Source organism: Acidiferrobacteraceae bacterium, assembly GCA_037388825.1.
GTDB lineage: Bacteria > Pseudomonadota > Gammaproteobacteria > Acidiferrobacterales > JAJDNE01 > JARRJV01.
This window is the reverse complement of sequence record JARRJV010000004.1, coordinates 37,693-54,691: the sequence shown is the minus strand read 5'-3', so window position 1 is coordinate 54,691 and position 16,999 is coordinate 37,693. Positions and strand designations below refer to the sequence as shown.

The following is a 16,999-nucleotide window of genomic DNA, read 5'->3' as shown; positions in this document are numbered from 1 at the left end:
GCCAGCGGCGCTCAGAACATAGCGTGACGGCAACAGCTGGCGCAAGTGCATCTGGAAAGCGCATTGCCGGCGTCAAGAGTGTAACCGCATCTGGCGTTGCGGCGTGACTAATGGCACTTAATGCCTGCGTCAGGAACGAGCACCCTTTCGCTTGATGCAGCGGCCGGGAAGACTTACCCTTCCTCGTTTGTACCGGGTCTTCCGGTCGCTGGTTAGCAGGAACCGAACATGAATTTCGAACAAGCGCGCTTCAACATGGTCGAGCAGCAGATTCGGCCGTGGGAGGTGTTCGACAAGCAGGTGCTGGACCTGATGGGGAGCTCTCCCCGGCACGAATACGTCCCGCGGGCCTACAAAAACCTCGCTTTTGCCGACATGCACATCCCGCTGAGCAAGGAGCGGGAGATCATGCCGCCCAAGGTCGAGGCGCGGCTGCTGCAGGCCCTGGAGGTCCAGTCCTCGGACAAGATCCTGGAGATCGGCACCGGCTGCGGCTACCTGAGCTCGCTGCTGGCGGCCCTGGGCGCCCATGTCTACAGCGTGGACACCGATCCGGCCTTCACTGCCCTGGCGGCGGATAACCTGTCGCGCCACGGTATCGACAACGTCACCCTGGAAACCGGCAACGCCCTGGACGGCTGGGGCCAGCACGGCCCCTACGACGTGATCGTGCTCAACGGCTCGGTCCCGGTCCTGCCCGATGCGCTGCTCAAGAACCTGTCCATCGGCGGTCGCATGGTGGCGGTGATCGGCAAGTCCCCGGTGATGGAGGCCAAGCTGTTCCAGCGCGTGGGCGATCGCAGCATCAGCGACGTCGTCCTGTTCGAAACCGACCTCGCCCCCCTGCCGGGCGCCGAGGCACCGCGCCGCTTCGAATTCTGACCGGCGCGCCGGCCGGCGCACGCCCATGATTCCGCAGCTGAACGTCAGCGAACTCAAGCAGTGGCTTGACGAAAATCGAACGGACTTCGTCCTGCTGGACGTGCGCGAGCCCTGGGAGGCCGAGGTCTGCACCCTGCCCAACGCCGTGCTGGTGCCCATGGGCCAGGTCCCCAGCCGCATTGCTGAAGTGGATACGGAACAAAAGGTGGTGGTCTTCTGTCATCATGGTATCCGCAGCCAGCAGGTGGCGTTTTTTCTGCAGCATGCCGGGCTGGAGAACGTGTACAATTTGCGCGGTGGGATCGATGCCTGGGCCAAAGAAATTGACCAACAAATGGCGACATACTAGTACATTCATTCTCGCGAGCCTTGCGTTCGCCCTGATCCCCCGTGCCGGGCTGGCCGCCAACCTGCTGGACACCTACCAGCAGGCGCTGAAGAACGACCCGACCTTCCTCGCCGCCCGGGCGAACTATATGGCCGAGCAGCAGAAGACCGGAGAGGCGCGCGCGGTACTGTTGCCCAACATCAACGCCAGCGCCAACGCTACCTGGAACGACAGCACCAACAACCTTTCCGGGCAGAAGACCTACAACAGTAACGGCTACTCGGTGAGCCTGTCCCAGCCGGTGTTCAACTTCGGCGCCTTCGCCGCCCTGGCCCAGGCCCATGCGAGCGTGCGTGCCGCCGCCGCCAACTTCAACGCCGCGCGCGAGGATCTGATGCGGCGGGTGGCGGAGGCCTACTTCGGCCTGCTGCTGGCGCAGGACAACCTGGGGCTGGCGAAATCCCAACAGGCCGCCATCGCCCAGCAGCGCGAGGTGGCCCAGGGGCGTTTGAAGGTCGGCCTTGGCACCATTACCGAGGTGCACGACGCCGAGGCACGCTACCAGCTGGCCGCGGCCCAGGTGCTGGAGGCGCAGAACGGGCTGGAAGATGCACGCCAGGCCCTGCGCGAGGTCGCCGGCACTGTGCCCAAGGAAGTCCTCAGCCTGAGGGAAGACATGCCGCTGCCGCAGCCGGACCCGCCGGTGATCGGCGAATGGGTGACGCGCGCACTGGACCAGAACTACCAGGTGATCGCCGCGCGCGAAGCCAACACCATCGCCAAGCGCGAAATCAGCAAGCAGCATGCCGGCTACTACCCGAGCCTGGACATCGTCGGCAGCTACAACTACTCCGATTCCTATTCCGGCTTCACCGGCACGGCCTTCAACACCCGGGGTACCTCCGTCGGCCTGCAACTGAGCATGCCTATCTTTCAGGGCGGACTGACCCACAAGCTGTCCAAGGAAGCGGCGTACCGCTACAACGCCGCCAGGCAGAACCTGATACTTGCGCGGCGCCAGGTGGAACGGCAGACGCGGGACGCCTTTCTCGGAATCACCAGCGGCGCCAGCCGCGTGAACGCCCTGAAGCAGGCGGTGATTGCAAGCCAGAGCGCACTGGAGGCCAAGCAGACGGGCTTCGAGGCCGGCATCAACACCAACCTGGAAGTGCTGGACGCGCAGCGCGACCTGTACCAGGCACGACGCGACTACGCGCAGTCGCGCTACAACTTTGTGTTCAGCCTGCTGCGCCTGAAACAGGCGGCCGGCACCCTGGCGGAAAGCGATCTGAAGCAGATCAACGGCTGGCTGCAATGAGCGCCCGCCGCTTCGACTCGCCGCGGGACGCGGAGCGTGCCTTCTACGACGCCCTCGAGAGCAATGACATCGAGGCCCTGATGCAGGCCTGGGCCCCGGACGAAAGCATCGTGTGTGTGCATCCCATGGGGGCGCCGCTCAACGGTCGCGCCGCGGTGCGCGACAGCTGGCAGGCCATCTGCCGCTCGGGCCAGCAACTGCGCTTCAATATCGTGGAACTGCAGTACGACGAGTCCGATGACGTCGCCGTGCACGTGGTTCGCGAGGAGATCACCATGGGCCGGGAGAAACCCAAGGTCGCCGCAATGGTGGCAACCAATGTCTACCGCCGCGGCGAAGATGGCTGGCACATGGTCCTGCACCATGCCTCGCCCGGACCCAGCGGCGAACAATCCACGCCCGAAGTCACCCTGCACTAGCCGCGGTCGGCGGCAGCAGTTCCCCGATCAGTTCCAGGTTGCGCTCCAGGGCGCCGCGGTTTTCCTCCACCATCTTCCGGCCGGCCTCGCCCATGCGGAAACGCAGCTCCGCATCGCGCAGCAGTTCGTCCACCGCGGGCGCCAGGCTGTCGCTGCTGCGGATGCGGGTGGCGGCACCGCGGGACACGGCCATGGCCGTGATGTCGAGGAAGTTGAAGGTGTGCGGTCCGACGATGACCGGCTTGCCCAGGGCCGCGGGCTCCAGCAGGTTGTGTCCGCCCGTGGGCACCAGACTGCCGCCGAGGAACACCACGTCCGAGGCACCGAAGAACAGCAGCAGCTCGCCCAGGGTATCGCCGACAAGCACGTCGGTCTCGGAGGTGATGTCGCCCGGGTGCTCGCTGCGCAGGACATGGGACAGGCCGCGGCGGCGTACCAGGCGGGCGATGGCCGCGGCGCGTTCGGGATGGCGCGGGACCAGCACCAGCAGCAGTTCGGGATGCTCGAGCTTGAGCTGCCGATAGGCGATGAGCATGGATTCGTCTTCGCCCTCGTGGGTGCTGGCGGCGATCCACACCGCGCGATTGTTGCCCCAGCTGCGGCGCAGGACCTCGGCCGATTCGGTCAGGCTGGCGGGGATGGCAAGTTCGAACTTGATGCTGCCGCTGACATGCACGCGTGATGCGGGCGCGCCCAGCTTCATCATGCGCTCGCCGTCGGCGGGTGTCTGCACGGCGAAACTCTGCACGCACTCCAGGGTGCTGCGGGCGAGGCGGGCGAAGCGCAGGTAGCCGTTCATGGATTTCTCGGACATGCGCACATTGGAAACCAGCAACGGGATCTCGCGCCGGCCGCAGGCGCGGAACAGGTTGGGCCACAGCTCGGTCTCCATGACGATGCCCAGGCTCGGCCGGCTGCGATCGAGGAAACGGGTGACCGCGCCCGGATAGTCGTAGGGGAGATAGCAATGGTCCACGTCGCCGCCGAACAGGGAATGGACCTGGGCGGAACCCGTGGGGGTCATGGTGGTGATCAACAGGCGATAGTCCGGGTACGTCTCCTGCAAACGGGGCACGAGCAAGGCCGCGGCCCGGGTCTCGCCCACGGACACGGCGTGAATCCAGATGCGCTTTTCCGCTGATACGCGGTTGATGAATCCGAAGCGCTCGCGCCAGCGCTTCCAGTAGTCGCGATTGCGGAACCCCCGAATCACAAGATGAAAAATGATCACGGGGAAGAACAGGGCCAGCACCAGGTTGTAGATCGTATACATAGGTGAATACTCAGAACAGGCCGATGTCCTTCAGCGCGTCAGCAACGTCCGCCACCGCGGGCGATGCGCCGATCCCTCCGAGATTAATACCAGTCTTTCCCGGCATGGGGTAGACACCGGTCTGCGCGGGATCGGTATCGGTGTACAGGGCAACGGTGGGCCGACCCAGGGCGACGGCGAGATGTACCGGTCCGGTGTCGACGCCGACCACCGCGTCCGCCTGCGCCAGCATGGCCGCCAGCTGGGCCAGGGTCTGGTGCGGAGCAACGACCGCCCCGGCGACCTCTTTCGCAAGGCGATCCGAACGTTCGCGCTCGGCGGCATTGCCCCAGGGGAGCACCGGCGCGACCCCGGCCGCGATCAGCTCGCGCAGCAAGCCGATCCAGCGGTCCTCGGCCCAAAACTTGGAAGCGCGGCTGGTTCCGTGCAGGCAGGCCACGTAGCGCCCGGGCGGCAACCACTCGGCCCTGGGTTCATCGCAGGCAATGCCGTAGTTCAGCGGCATCTGTTCGATCCCGTATCCGAAGATGCCGGCGGCGAGAATGCGGCCACGCTCGACGGCATGCCGCTCCCGCGGCACGGGATACCTGTATTTATAGAATGCGGACGCCAGCGGCTCGCGCGCGGACACGCGATCGGCGCCGTAGACCGGTCCGCGCGCGAGCACCGCGAGCAAGGCACTCTTCATCAGACCCTGGGAGTCGATCACGTAGTCATGGCGCAACTGGCGCAGACCGCGGATGAATTGACCGACTTCCATCCGTGCCTGTTTTTTGAACAGGCCCCTGCGCCAGCGTCGAAGCGAGACCGGAATGACGTCGCGTATGCCGGGGTGAAGCCGCGGGATCCCGGCGAACGGTTCCTCGACCAGCCAGTCGATGTCGGAGTCGGGAACGAATGCCTTGATGTCGCTGACCGCAGGCAGGAAGTGAATCACATCGCCAAGCGACGAGGTTTTTACCAGAAGAATTTCTTTCGACATCGAGTCTCTTTGCGGTCGCGGAATGGGGTATGCCCGGGCAGGGGTGAAAGACTCAGCTTTCGCGAGAGTGTATTATGGATTGCGCGGAGTGTCTCCCTGACCGCGGCGAAAGAGAATCCACGATGAGCGGTACCCTGACAATTGAGACCCTTGCGGGTCTGGCGAACCGGATGCGCGCCCTGGATTCGGCATTCGGCCTGGCCGAGAAATTCGACAAGCCCCTGATCCTGATCTGGCCCATCATCAAGAAGTTCAACTGCCCGTTCGAAAGCCTGTTCGCCCTTCCCGATCGGGTTACCACTCTCAAGCAGCCCAATTACTTCCGCTTTGGCGGGGAGATGGTGCGCAGGCTGAACCTGCGGCTCGACCGCTATCGCTACGACGCCGTTCTCGATCTCAGGGTAAAGGTTCGGCAGCGGCGGGGGATCGACATCGAACAGATCGACTTCGAACAGATTGTCGCACAGAACGATACCGTCAAGATCACTGCCGGCGCGCGCCTGTACTTTCCGGAAAAACCCTATCGCGAACTGACGCCGGTCGCCGACCTGCAGAAACGCATCGCGGATCTTCGCAAACAGCTCGGTGACGATTCCATCGGCGTCCACATCCGCCGGACGGATCACAGGCTGTCGATCGCCAACAGCCCGACGGAATTGTTTGTCGAGGCCATCACCCGGGAACTCGACGCCAACGAAGGGCGCAAGGTGTTCCTGGCAACCGATTCGCCGGAGGAGGAGGCGAAGCTGCGCAAGATCTTCGGCGACCGGATCGTGGTCCACGAGCACAAGCGCCTGAGCCGCAACGATCCGGGCGGGATCCAGGATGCACTGGTCGACCTGTATACCCTGTCCGCCACCGGCAAGATCTACGGCTCGTACTGGAGCACCTTCGGCGAAACTGCGTCGGAAATCGGCGGAATCCCCATCGAGGTCCTGAAAAAGTAGGCGATGGCCGCAAGCCGGTTACAATAGGGGCACCCCGGAGCCCACGGCCCGAACGGGAACACACTGAACAAAGATGATCCTCTCCAACCGGTACAACTTTCTTTTCGTCCATATCGCCAAGACCGGTGGCAGCAGCATGCGCTCGGCCCTGAACCGGATTCGCTGGCGTGACCCGCTGTACCCGTTCCAGTTCATCTGCAGCCGCTTCAGCCACATGACCGGGCACCGCCTGGGCACGAAGTTTCCGCGCCATGCCCGGATCATCGCCGCCAAGGAGATGCTTCCCCATGACGTGTTCGCGAAACTGTTCAAATTCGCCTTCGTGCGCAACCCGTGGGACGTGCAGGTCAGCGCGTATCACCACCTGCTGCGCGACCACCCGCAGCTGCTGGCGGGGCGCGACGGCTTCGCCGAGTACCTGAAGTACCGACTCGATCCGGAGCGACCATGGAACTACTACATCGACGGTCTCAGCCAGCCGCAGATCGATTACCTGATCGACCTGGACGGGACCATCCTGGCGGACTTCATCGGGCGGTTCGAGAACCTGGCGGAAGACTATCAGCACATCGCGGACAAGATCGGCATCTCGATTGATCTGCCGCGCCGACGCATGGATAAAACGCGCAAGGACTACCGCGAGTACTATTCCAGCGATCTGGTAGATCTTGTCGCGCAACACTACAATCGCGATATCGAAGCCTTTGGCTACCGCTTCGAGTAGTTCCGGCAAGCAGGCAAACGCAAGGCACGAATCAGATCAAACAAGGCTCGAAGAGAAACACCCGACGGTAGCAAAACATGCCAGGACCCCTGTACCAATATACGAAGAACCTCCTTTTCAACAAGTCCGACCTGCGCCTGGTCATGACTCTTCTGGTACGGAACGAAGAGGACATCATCGAGGACAACATCCGGTTTCATGCCAGGATGGGCGTGGACGCCTTCGTCATCATGGACAATGCATCCGATGACCGCACGCCGGAGATCGTCGACGAACTCGCGAAGGAGTTTGAGATGATTGTCCTGCACGAGCCCTCCAATATGTACCAGCAACGTCAATGGGTGACGAAGCTGGCCAAAATCGCGCGAACGAAGCTCGGCGCGGACTGGGTCGCAAGCAATGATGCCGACGAGTTCTGGGTCCCGCGCAGCGGGAGCCTCAAGACCGGCCTGGACCGCAAAGGCTCGGTGATCCGGTGCCCGCGGCAGAACATGTTGCTCAGCAAGAGCCTGGTCGAGTCGGGCCATCCGTTCTACGACAGCATCCTGAAGGTGCGAAACCCCATCGCCTGGGGGAAGGACCTGAACGAGTTTGAAGACACGATGTCGCTCTACATTCGCAAGGTCGCGCGCAATGTGATGGTCAATCCCCACGGGCTGATCCGGGTGCTGAGCGGGAACCACTCGGCGCTTCACATCATGCGGCCGATCAACCGCAGATGGTCGGAAAACGTGGTCGTGTATCATTACCCGCTGCGAAGCTACGACCGCTTCCTGAAGAAGGTCGAGGACCGGCGCGCGGTGCTGCAAACGCCCGGACTGAAACGGGTGCTGCGCCCGCGCAACTACAAGTGGGTCGAGATGCTGGAAAACGGAACCCTGGAAAACGAATTCAACAAGTTTCTGCTGCCGGACGAGGACATCGCGTTCCTGAAGAAATACGGGATCCTGGAGGAAGACACCTTTGGCCGGGACACCATTGCCCGCATCCTCGGCCGCTAGCCGGACCGCCCGCGCACGGAATCACATGATTGTTTCGCACAAGTACAAGTTCATCTTCCTGAAGACGTTCAAGACCGCCGGCACCAGCATCGAGGTCTTCCTGTCGCAGCACTGCGGTCCCGAGGACATCGTCACTCCCATCCGTCCCTACGTTGCCCCGCACAAGGCGCGGAACTGGCGCGGATATTTCAATCCTTTGCCGGAATACCGGATCCTCGGTGCCGGTGAATACATGGCCACCACCCGTCGGCTCCTCAAGCGCAAGCGGTTCTACAACCACATGCGCGGCGAGGTCCTGCGAAGCCGCATTCCCGCCGACATCTGGGACAACTACTACAAGTTCACCGTCGAACGGAATCCGTGGGACAAGATCGTATCGCACTACTACGACCGGGCGGCGCGGAACGAAGGCGGCCTCACGTTCGAGGAATACCTGGCCCGGGGGAAATTCCCGCTGAACTACCCGATCTACACCAGCGGAACCGAGGAACCGCGGCTTCTTGTCGATACCGTGGTGCGCTACGAGAACCTGACGGAGGGCCTGGGGGAGGTCTTCGACCGGCTCGGAATCCCTTTTTCCGGTTCACTGGGCGTGCGCGCGAAGGGTGGCTGGCGGCGCGACCGCAGGCCCTGCCAGGATTTCTACTCCACTGAACAACGGGGTTTCGTGGCGCGGGTGTTCGCGACCGAGATCGCGCTGCACGGCTACACCTTTCCGGGCCCGGACTGACCGCCGCTGCCCTAGCGGTGGATATACGGGCCCTTGCCGTGCCCCATCAGCTTTCTGATCTTGTCCTTGCGGATCGCGGGTTCGGTGAACCGCCAGATCATTCCCCGACCGATGCGAAACAGATCCGGCAGGACGTTTATCCAGCGATGGGGGCCTTTGCGAAGCCCGGAAAGCAGCTCATCCATATCGTAGCCCATGAGCCCCAGTCTGCGGGGACCGAGATAGCCTAGATATCGTCTGGCCCACATCCTCCGTACCGGGTTGTTGAAACACTCCTTCCATGCATCGGTATTGCGCGCGATCCGGTCACCGAATTTCTTCACGCCTTCCTTGTCGCCCATTCCACCCGCGTAGCCCGTGTCCCCCATCTTGAGCATCTCGTCGATATTCTCGTCTTCGATCCCCAGAAAGCGGGTGAGCTCCTGGACACAGCCGTGCGGATTCGTTACCAGGTCCTCGTATCGAATCGTATGGACATTTTCCCGGTCCCCGTATTCCTCGGTGAATTCAATCAGGGACTCAAGCCCCAGATACAGGTCCACCTCGCGACCGTGCAGCTTCCACTTTCCCTTCCCCCAGGTGTTGACGATGGAACTGGCGACGGCGAGCGGATTGCGCCAGAGCACGATGTACTTCGCGTCGGGAAAGTACCGGTACAACTTCTTTGCCAGAAAGTGATAGCGCGGCGTCTTGTCGAGAAAGTACCGGTTCCCGTTGGCCAGCGCGGAGTAGATCTTGTGTGCCGACAGGCTGATGGATTCCCGGTAGGTGTCCGGTCCGATTTTTTCCTTCACATCGTTGATGGCGTTCTTCTTGATGGTCTCGCCGTAGATGGAAAACGAGTATTCGTCGGTATCCGCGGTCAACAGGGGAAGGAGAATCCAGGGTTCCGGCGCCGTTTCCACATAGCGGGAACTGGACAGAATCCTCTGCAACAGGGTCGATCCGGATCTCGGCAGGGAAAGCAGAAATATCGCTTCGGTCATTGTCTTTGGCTATCCGGTTTGGGCTGTAGCACAAAACAAACGCCGGCACGGGCAGACCATGGGTCCACCGAATCAACCAGCTATCCGGGCACTACGTCAAATGGGCTGTACTACGGGTCTTTTTGCCCGGTTCCAGCTGGCCCGCCAGCACTAGCTCTGACTCAGACCACGCCCGATAGCATAATATCGGATTCCGAGGGTTTCCATCTCCCGTGGATCGAAGATATTTCGTCCATCAAAAATGACCGGGGATTTCAGCTTATTCTTGATGGCGCCGTAGTCGGGGCTGCGGAATTCCTTCCACTCCGTAACGATGATCAGGGCATCGCTACCCGCCAGCACGTCATCCCGGGCATCGACGATGCGGAAGCTGCTGTTGTCGCCGTATAGTCGCTGCGCGTCCTCCCTGGCAACCGGATCATAGGCAACAACGGTCGCCCCGCGTTCCGTCAACGCGTCGATCACCGTTCGGCTGGGTGCCTCGCGCATATCATCGGTGTTGGGTTTGAAGGCCAGGCCCCACAGGGCGAACTGCCGGCCCGCGATGTCGCCACCGAAATGCCTGAGGATCTTCTCCGCCAGAATCTTCTTCTGCGCGGCGTTCACTTCTTCCACGGCGGCCAACAGCGTGGCGTCATAGCCCGCACCCTGGGCGGTCTTGCTCAGTGCCCGGATGTCCTTGGGAAAACACGATCCGCCATAGCCGCATCCCGGGTAGATAAAATGGAACCCGATGCGGGGATCCGCGCCGATTCCGAGGCGGACCTGCTCGATATCCGCACCCAGGCGACTGGCGATGTTGGCCATCTCGTTCATGAAGCTGATCTTGGTCGCGAGCATTGCGTTGGCGGCGTACTTGGTCAGTTCCGCCGATGGCGGATCCATCTCGATCAGTTTCTCATGATTCCAGTTGAATGGCCGGTAGAGCCTACGCATGTGCTCGAAGGCCTGATGATCGCTGGCGCCGACGACGATGCGATTGGGGCGCATGAAGTCCGCGACTGCGGCTCCCTCCTTCAGAAACTCCGGATTGGACACGACGTCGAAGGAGACTTCCTTGTTCCTGGATGAAAGGATCTCGCGAATCTTTTGTTCCACTTTTTCCGCGGTTCCGACCGGCACCGTGGATTTGTTGATCACGACACGATAAGCATTCATGTGGGTGCCGATCTGCCCGGCGACCGTCAGGACATTGCGCAAGTCGGCGGAACCATCCTCGGCGGGTGGTGTGTTGACGGCAATGAACTGGTACAGGCCGTGATCGACGCCAACGCGCTCGTCCGTGGTGAAATGCAATCGCCCGGCAGCAATGTTTTTCCGTACGATGTCCTCGAGCCCCGGCTCGTAGATCGGGAGATGGCCCGCCTCCAGGCGCTTGACCCGGGCCGGATCGATATCGACGCATACGACGTCGTTTCCGGTCTCGGCCAGGCAGGCCCCGGTAACCAGACCTACGTAGCCGATTCCGAATACCGTAACGTTCACTGTCTATCTCCTGGTGCGGAGTGCCAGGTGGCGGGCGATGGGACGGGACCGGGGCGAACCCGGAAGAGATCAGTCGTCTTTCAGCACGTATATCGCGCCGCAGTAGGGGCAGCGTTCTTCGCCGCTGTCCTCGATGGGCAGGAATACGCGCGGGTGCGAGTTCCACAGGGTCATGCCGTCCATGGGACAGTGCAGCGGCAGGTCCTTGCGCGTGACCACGTAGCGCTGTTGCGCGTTGGACGGCTTGTCGCCGGTTCCGGGCTTGTGGGTATGTACCTGGTTCACCTGTTCGTCCTCCCGTTCATTCGTTTACGTAGGCCAGCCACTCGGCATACTGGCTACGGCGCCCGTGCACCTGATCGAAGTACAGGGACTGCAGTTTCTCCGTGATCGGACCGCGCTTGCCGGCGCCAATCATGCGGCCGTCCAGTTCGCGGATCGGTGCGACCTCGGCGGCGGAGCCGGTGAAGAAGGCCTCATCGGCGATGTACACCTCGTCGCGCGTGATGCGCTTTTCGTGTACCTCCAGGCCCTCGTGTTTCGCCAGGCGGATAATCGTGTCCCGCGTGATGCCTTCCAGCGCCGCCGTCAGGTCCGGCGTATATAACATGCCATTGCGCACGATGAAGATGTTCTCGCCCGAGCCCTCGGCAACAAAACCCTCGGTGTCGAGGAGCAATGCCTCATCACAACCGCTGGACTGTGCCTCCTGCAATGCGAGCATCGAATTGATGTAATAGCCGTTGGCCTTGGCCTTGCACATGGCCACGTTGACGTGATGACGATTGTACGATGACGTCTTCACGCGGATACCGTGTTCCAGCGCGGCTTCACCCAGGTAGGTTCCCCAGTCCCAGGCGGCGATGATGACGTGTGCATTCAGGTTGTCGGCGCGCAGGCCCATTCCTTCGGATCCGTAGAAACACATGGGACGGATGTATGCAGTCTCAAGGCCGTTTTCCCGCACCGTCTGACGCGTCGCCTCGTTGATCGTGTCCCGGTCAAAGGGGATCTTGATGTTCAGAACGTGGGCCGAGCGGAAAAAGCGATCGGTGTGTTCCTGCAGGCGGAAGATCGCCGTACCCTTGTCGGCTTTGTATGCGCGCTCGCCCTCGAACACGCCCATCCCGTAATGCAGGGTGTGGGTCAGCACATGGGTCGTGGCCTCGCGCCACGGCACCAGCTTGCCGTCGTACCAGATGACCCCGTCTCGGTCAGCCATCGACATAATCAGTTCCTCGTTCGTATTGTTGCCGATCAGCGCGCATTGTCGTGCGCAAATAGCTCGTCCCAGATGGAACGCACCGCCTCGGGATACCCCTTGAGCTCCGCCGGGTCCAACAGCGGACCGCGGTCCAGGAGCTTCAGGCGATGCTCCATGGACTGATAGTGACGAAAAGCGTCGGTGAGCGTGCGTGCACGTTCTGCTTCCAGGAGACGGGCTTCTTCCAGAAGCTGCAACAGCCGGAGGTTGCCCGTAGTTGTGGCCAGGCCAGGATATACCGCCGGGATCCTGCTTGATGTCGAACAGGCCCGGCTCGTGGGTCTTGCGGCCCTCGAGCATGCGCCGGCGCATGTCCGTTACCTCTTTCCGCAGGGCGTAGTCGTCCCGCTGGCGGCACAGCGCCTCGGTTCTCACCGCCTCGAACCGCTCGCACAGATCCGCCGGCCCGGCGACACAGCGGGCGCGCACCAGGGCCTGGTGCTCCCACACCCAGGCGCTTTCCCGCTGGTACCGCCGGAAGGACTCGACCGAGGTCACCAGCGGACCGGACTGTCCACTGGGCCGCAGGCGCATATCGACCTCGAACAGGATGCCGGCCGGTGTGCGGGTCGTGAGCAGATGAATCAGGCGCTGGCCGAGGCGGGCAAAAAAGGTTTCGTTCTGCACCGACCGCGGTCCGTCCGTAATCCCGGCCGGGTCGCAATCGCCATAGAGGAAAACAATATCCAGGTCCGATGTATAACCCAGCTCGCCGCCTCCCAGCTTGCCATAGGCGATGACCGCGAATTCCGGCTCCGCCCCCCCGGCACCACAGTCCGGCCTCCCATGGCGGGCAATCATCTGCTCACTCGCGAGCTTCAGGCAGTGGGACAGAAGGGCCTCGGCGAGGGCGCACAACGCGGCGCTCACATCTTCCGAGGAAACATTTCCACTCACATCGGCGGCGGCGATGCGCAACATGTGCCCGTTGCGGAATTCCCGCAACACCTCCATCTGCTGTTCCAGATCATCGGGCGCCAATCGTGCCAGCCGAAGCGCAAGTTCGCGATCCATATCCTCCCGCACCGACTCACCCGTGCCCAGCCGGGGACGCAACAAATCGTCAAGCACCACCGGATGCCGGCCGATCCAGTTCGCGATCCAGGGACTGGCGGAACAAAGCTTCACCAGTTGCGACAAGGCCAGGGGATTTTCCACCAGCAATGCGAGATAGGCGGAACGGCGGCCAACGGCCTCGAGCAAACGAATCAGTCGCGCCAGGGTTTCCGTGGGAGTCAGCGCCAGACCCGCAGCGGCCAGCAGCAGCGGAACCAGCCGGTCCATGCGTTCGCGCCCTTCGGCGGAGAACCCGGTATAGGCGCCACCTTCGCGCAGGCCCCGCAACAAGCCCAACACCCGGTCGGGATCCTCGTAACCCGCTTCTTCCAGCCGCTCACGCGCGGTTTCCTCGTCCAGCGCGCCACGCCACAGTGCCAGCAGTCCCTTTTCCTCGTGCTCGCCATCGGCGCGCTGCGGCGCCGCGAATACCAGCTCGAAATGACCATGGACCTTGGCCATGTGTTTGCGCAGCGCCTTGCTGAACTCGTCCCAGGTGTCAAAGCCCATGGAATACGCAAGTCGCTGGCGTTCGGTGTCAGTCTCGGGCAACACATGGGTCTGGCGATCGGCACGCATCTGCAGCCGGTGTTCCGTGCGGCGCAGGAAATCGTAGGCGAGCGTGAGGTCGGTCAGCGCCTGGGATGTAATCCAGCCGTGCCGGGCGATGGTTTTCAATACTTCCAGAATGCCACGCTGTTGCAATTCCCGCTCGCGTCCCCCGCGAATCAACTGGAACGCCTGTCCCGTGAATTCGATCTCGCGAATGCCGCCGGGGCCCAGCTTGACGTTGTTTTCGATCCCCTTACGCTGAAGTTCCAGCTCGATCATTTCCTTCATGTCGCGTATGGACTCGATCGCGCCGAAATCCAGGTAACGCCGATAGATGAATGGCCGCAACATGTTTAGCAGTTCCTCGCCTGCGTTGAGGTCGCCGGCGACCGGCCGGGCCTTGATCCACGCGTAGCGTTCCCATTCACGCCCGTGGGCCTGGAAGTAGTGTTCCATGGCCGCGAAACTCAGGACCAGGGGTCCGCTGTCACCATTGGGACGAAGTCTCATGTCCACGCGGAACACGAAACCGTCTTCCGTCTTGTCGCCGATGACGTCGATGAGCCCGCGGCCCAGCCGGGTAAAGAACTCGTGGTTACCGATCGGCTCTCCCTGCTTCGGCCGGGTCTCGCCATCCTCCGGATAGGCAAACACCAGATCGATGTCCGAGGAAAAGTTGAGCTCGTGTCCACCGAGCTTGCCCATACCGATTGCTACCAGTTGCTGCGGCTGTCCGCTGTCCGCGCCGACGGGTTTTCCATGGCGCGCCACCGCCTCCCGGTGCAGCCAGGCCAAGGCCTCTTGCATGCAGCAATCGGCCAAGTCGGACATGGTGTCCATGACCTCGGCCAGGGTGGCCCACCCGGCCAGGTCCCGAAACGCAATGCGCAGCATCTCCCCACGCCGGAACTGGCGCAGTCGTCGCTTCAGCTCGGCCTTGTCCGCGCAATCGCCAATGATTTCCTTGGCGCGCGCGGCCATCTCCCCCTCTTCGTAGCGCCTTTGCAGATCGCCACTGTTGACGATCTCCGCGAACAGGTCGGGATGGCGGACGGTGGTTTGGGCGACGAATTCGCTGCAGGCCCACACACGAGGAAGGGTGCTCAGGCATCCGGGACCGCCCTTGTTCTGGGTCGGCAAGGTCATGGGAAGGACGTCGGCAGAAAGAAACTGCTGCCACTCCCGCTCGACCCTCTCACGCAGGGGAGCGGGTACGTCTCCCAGGGCCTGGATAAATACGGAATCGGGCGAATCCATCCAAATATGGTAGCAGTTCGCGGACAAGGGCAGGAACGGAGAGCTCCGTGCGCTTTCGCAGGATACAACAAAAAAGAAAGCCCCGCCGAAGCGGGGCTTTCGCGTACAGCTTGGATGAAGCGAACGGCTTACATCATACCGCCCATTCCACCCATACCGCCCATTCCACCCATGTCACCCATGCCCGGGGCGCCACCGGCCGCTTCTTCCTGCGGCGCGTCGGCCACCATGCACTCGGTGGTGATCATGAGTCCGGCGATGGACGCGGCGTTCTGCAATGCGGTACGGGTCACCTTGGTCGGATCCAGGATGCCCATCTTCAGCATGTCGCCGTATTCATCGCTGCCCGCGTTGTAGCCGTAGCTGCCCTTGTTGTCGGCCACGGCCTTGAACACGACCGACGGCTCGCCACCGGCATTGGACACGATCTGGCGCAGGGGTTCTTCCATGGCACGGCAGGCGATGCTGATGCCGACGTCCTGCTCATGGTTGGCGCCGGTCATGCCCTTAATGGCCATCAGCGCACGCACCAGGGCGACACCGCCGCCGGGCACCACGCCTTCTTCCACCGCGGCACGGGTCGCATGCAGCGCATCTTCCACGCGCGCCTTCTTTTCCTTCATCTCGACTTCGGTGGCGGCCCCGACCTTGATCACGGCCACACCGCCGGCGAGCTTGGCGACGCGTTCCTGCATCTTCTCCTTGTCGTAGTCGGAGGTCGCTTCCTCGATCTGGGTGCGGATCTGCTTCACGCGCCCCTCGATGTCCTGCTTGGCACCGGAGCCGTCGATCACCGTGGTGTTCTCCTTGGTGATCTGGATCTTCTTGGCTTCACCCAGGTGCTCCAGGGTCGTGGCCTCCAGGCTCATACCGACCTCTTCCGAGATCACCTGGCCACCGGTCAGGATGGCAATGTCCTGCAACATGGCCTTGCGGCGATCGCCGAAGCCTGGCGCCTTGACTGCACATACCTTGAGGATGCCGCGAATGGTGTTGACCACCAGGGTCGCCAGGGCCTCGCCCTCGATGTCCTCGGCGATCAGCAGCAGCGGACGGCTGGTCTTGGCGACGGCTTCCAATACCGGAAGCAGGTCGCGGATGTTGGAGATCTTCTTGTCGTGAATCAGGATGTACGGATTCTCGAGATCCGCACTCATGGTGTCCTGATTGTTGACGAAGTAGGGGGACAGGTAGCCGCGGTCAAACTGCATGCCTTCGACCACTTCCAGCTCGTTCTCCAGGCCCGAGCCCTCTTCCACGGTAATGACGCCTTCCTTGCCAACCTTCTCCATGGCCTCGGCGATGACGCTGCCGATGGACTCGTCGGAGTTGGCGGAGATGGTGCCCACCTGGGCGATCTCCTTGTGGTCGGAGCACGGCTTGGACAGCTTCTTCAGCTCTTCCACCGCTGAGGTCACGGCCTTGTCGATGCCACGCTTGAGATCCATGGGGTTCATTCCGGCGGCCACCGACTTCAGGCCCTCACGGACCATGGCCTGGGCCAGCACGGTCGCAGTCGTGGTGCCGTCACCGGCGATGTCGGAAGTCTTGCTCGAAACCTCCTTCACCAGCTGCGCACCCATGTTCATGAATTTGTCTTCGAGCTCGATCTCCTTGGCCACGGACACGCCGTCCTTGGTCACGGTCGGGGCGCCGAAGGACTTGTCCAGCACGACGTTGCGGCCTTTGGGGCCCAGGGTCACCTTGACCGCGTTGGCCAGGGTATTCACGCCGTCCAGCATGCGCTGGCGGGCGGTACCGGAAAATAGGACTTCTTTCGCTGCCATAACTACTT

Annotated in this window: 15 protein-coding genes; 8 read left to right on the top strand and 7 right to left on the bottom strand. The window is 62.3% G+C overall.

Features of this window, described 5'->3' with window-relative positions:
• Positions 1-228: 228 nt before the first annotated feature.
• From P8X48_01485 to P8X48_01470, 4 genes are read left to right on the top strand one after another with little or no spacing between them, the layout of a single operon-like run.
• Positions 229-882 (top strand): protein-L-isoaspartate O-methyltransferase, encoded by a 654-nt coding sequence (locus tag P8X48_01485; protein MEJ2105986.1) that lies wholly within the window; start codon positions 229-231, stop codon positions 880-882.
• 25 nt (positions 883-907) lie between these two features.
• On the top strand, positions 908-1,231 hold the full coding sequence (locus P8X48_01480) for a rhodanese-like domain-containing protein (protein ID MEJ2105985.1): 324 nt from the start codon (positions 908-910) through the stop codon (positions 1,229-1,231).
• Complete coding sequence (locus tag P8X48_01475; protein MEJ2105984.1) at positions 1,188-2,528, top strand: TolC family outer membrane protein; 1,341 nt, start codon at positions 1,188-1,190, stop codon at positions 2,526-2,528. Before P8X48_01480 ends, P8X48_01475 begins: the two co-directional genes overlap by 44 nt.
• Positions 2,525-2,947, top strand: a complete 423-nt coding sequence (locus P8X48_01470; protein ID MEJ2105983.1) for a nuclear transport factor 2 family protein — start codon at positions 2,525-2,527, stop codon at positions 2,945-2,947. The genes P8X48_01475 and P8X48_01470 overlap by 4 nt, the downstream gene beginning before the upstream one ends.
• Here P8X48_01470 and waaA read toward each other — a convergent pair.
• Both waaA and waaC read right to left on the bottom strand, forming a co-directional pair.
• Entirely contained in the window at positions 2,934-4,220 is a 1,287-nt protein-coding gene (gene waaA, locus P8X48_01465; GenBank protein ID MEJ2105982.1) for a lipid IV(A) 3-deoxy-D-manno-octulosonic acid transferase, read from the bottom strand. The genes P8X48_01470 and waaA overlap by 14 nt on opposite strands.
• 10 nt (positions 4,221-4,230) lie before the next feature.
• Positions 4,231-5,202 (bottom strand): lipopolysaccharide heptosyltransferase I, encoded by a 972-nt coding sequence (gene waaC / locus P8X48_01460; GenBank protein ID MEJ2105981.1) that lies wholly within the window; start codon positions 5,200-5,202, stop codon positions 4,231-4,233.
• Between the two features lie 122 nt (positions 5,203-5,324).
• On the opposite strand from waaC, the gene P8X48_01455 reads away from it, so the two are divergent.
• From P8X48_01455 to P8X48_01440, 4 genes are all read left to right on the top strand, one after another.
• The gene (locus P8X48_01455) at positions 5,325-6,149 is read left to right on the top strand and encodes a hypothetical protein (protein ID MEJ2105980.1); all 825 of its coding nucleotides are present in this window, start codon (positions 5,325-5,327) and stop codon (positions 6,147-6,149) included.
• Between the two features lie 73 nt (positions 6,150-6,222).
• Positions 6,223-6,873, top strand: coding sequence for a sulfotransferase family 2 domain-containing protein (locus tag P8X48_01450; protein ID MEJ2105979.1), 651 nt, complete (start codon positions 6,223-6,225; stop codon positions 6,871-6,873).
• Positions 6,874-6,950: 77 nt separating this feature from the next.
• Positions 6,951-7,874 (top strand): glycosyltransferase family 2 protein, encoded by a 924-nt coding sequence (locus tag P8X48_01445; GenBank protein MEJ2105978.1) that lies wholly within the window; start codon positions 6,951-6,953, stop codon positions 7,872-7,874.
• A gap of 25 nt (positions 7,875-7,899) precedes the next feature.
• The gene (locus P8X48_01440) at positions 7,900-8,604 is read left to right on the top strand and encodes a sulfotransferase family 2 domain-containing protein (GenBank protein ID MEJ2105977.1); all 705 of its coding nucleotides are present in this window, start codon (positions 7,900-7,902) and stop codon (positions 8,602-8,604) included.
• A gap of 11 nt (positions 8,605-8,615) precedes the next feature.
• Here the strand turns inward: P8X48_01440 and P8X48_01435 are convergent, their stop codons facing one another.
• The 5 genes from P8X48_01435 to groL all read right to left on the bottom strand — a co-directional run bounded on the left by P8X48_01435 (position 8,616) and on the right by groL (position 16,991).
• Positions 8,616-9,590 carry a sulfotransferase gene (locus tag P8X48_01435; GenBank protein ID MEJ2105976.1) on the bottom strand — a complete coding sequence of 325 codons (975 nt, stop codon included), beginning with the start codon at positions 9,588-9,590 and terminating at the stop codon, positions 8,616-8,618.
• Between the two features lie 150 nt (positions 9,591-9,740).
• Complete coding sequence (locus P8X48_01430) at positions 9,741-11,075, bottom strand: UDP-glucose/GDP-mannose dehydrogenase family protein (protein ID MEJ2105975.1); 1,335 nt, start codon at positions 11,073-11,075, stop codon at positions 9,741-9,743.
• A 69-nt stretch (positions 11,076-11,144) separates the two neighbouring features.
• The gene (locus tag P8X48_01425) at positions 11,145-11,360 is read right to left on the bottom strand and encodes a zinc-finger domain-containing protein (GenBank protein MEJ2105974.1); all 216 of its coding nucleotides are present in this window, start codon (positions 11,358-11,360) and stop codon (positions 11,145-11,147) included.
• A 16-nt stretch (positions 11,361-11,376) separates the two neighbouring features.
• The gene (glnE, locus tag P8X48_01420) at positions 11,377-15,204 is read right to left on the bottom strand and encodes a bifunctional [glutamate--ammonia ligase]-adenylyl-L-tyrosine phosphorylase/[glutamate--ammonia-ligase] adenylyltransferase (protein ID MEJ2105973.1); all 3,828 of its coding nucleotides are present in this window, start codon (positions 15,202-15,204) and stop codon (positions 11,377-11,379) included.
• 128 nt (positions 15,205-15,332) lie between these two features.
• On the bottom strand, positions 15,333-16,991 hold the full coding sequence (groL, locus tag P8X48_01415; GenBank protein MEJ2105972.1) for a chaperonin GroEL: 1,659 nt from the start codon (positions 16,989-16,991) through the stop codon (positions 15,333-15,335).
• Positions 16,992-16,999 lie beyond the last annotated feature (8 nt).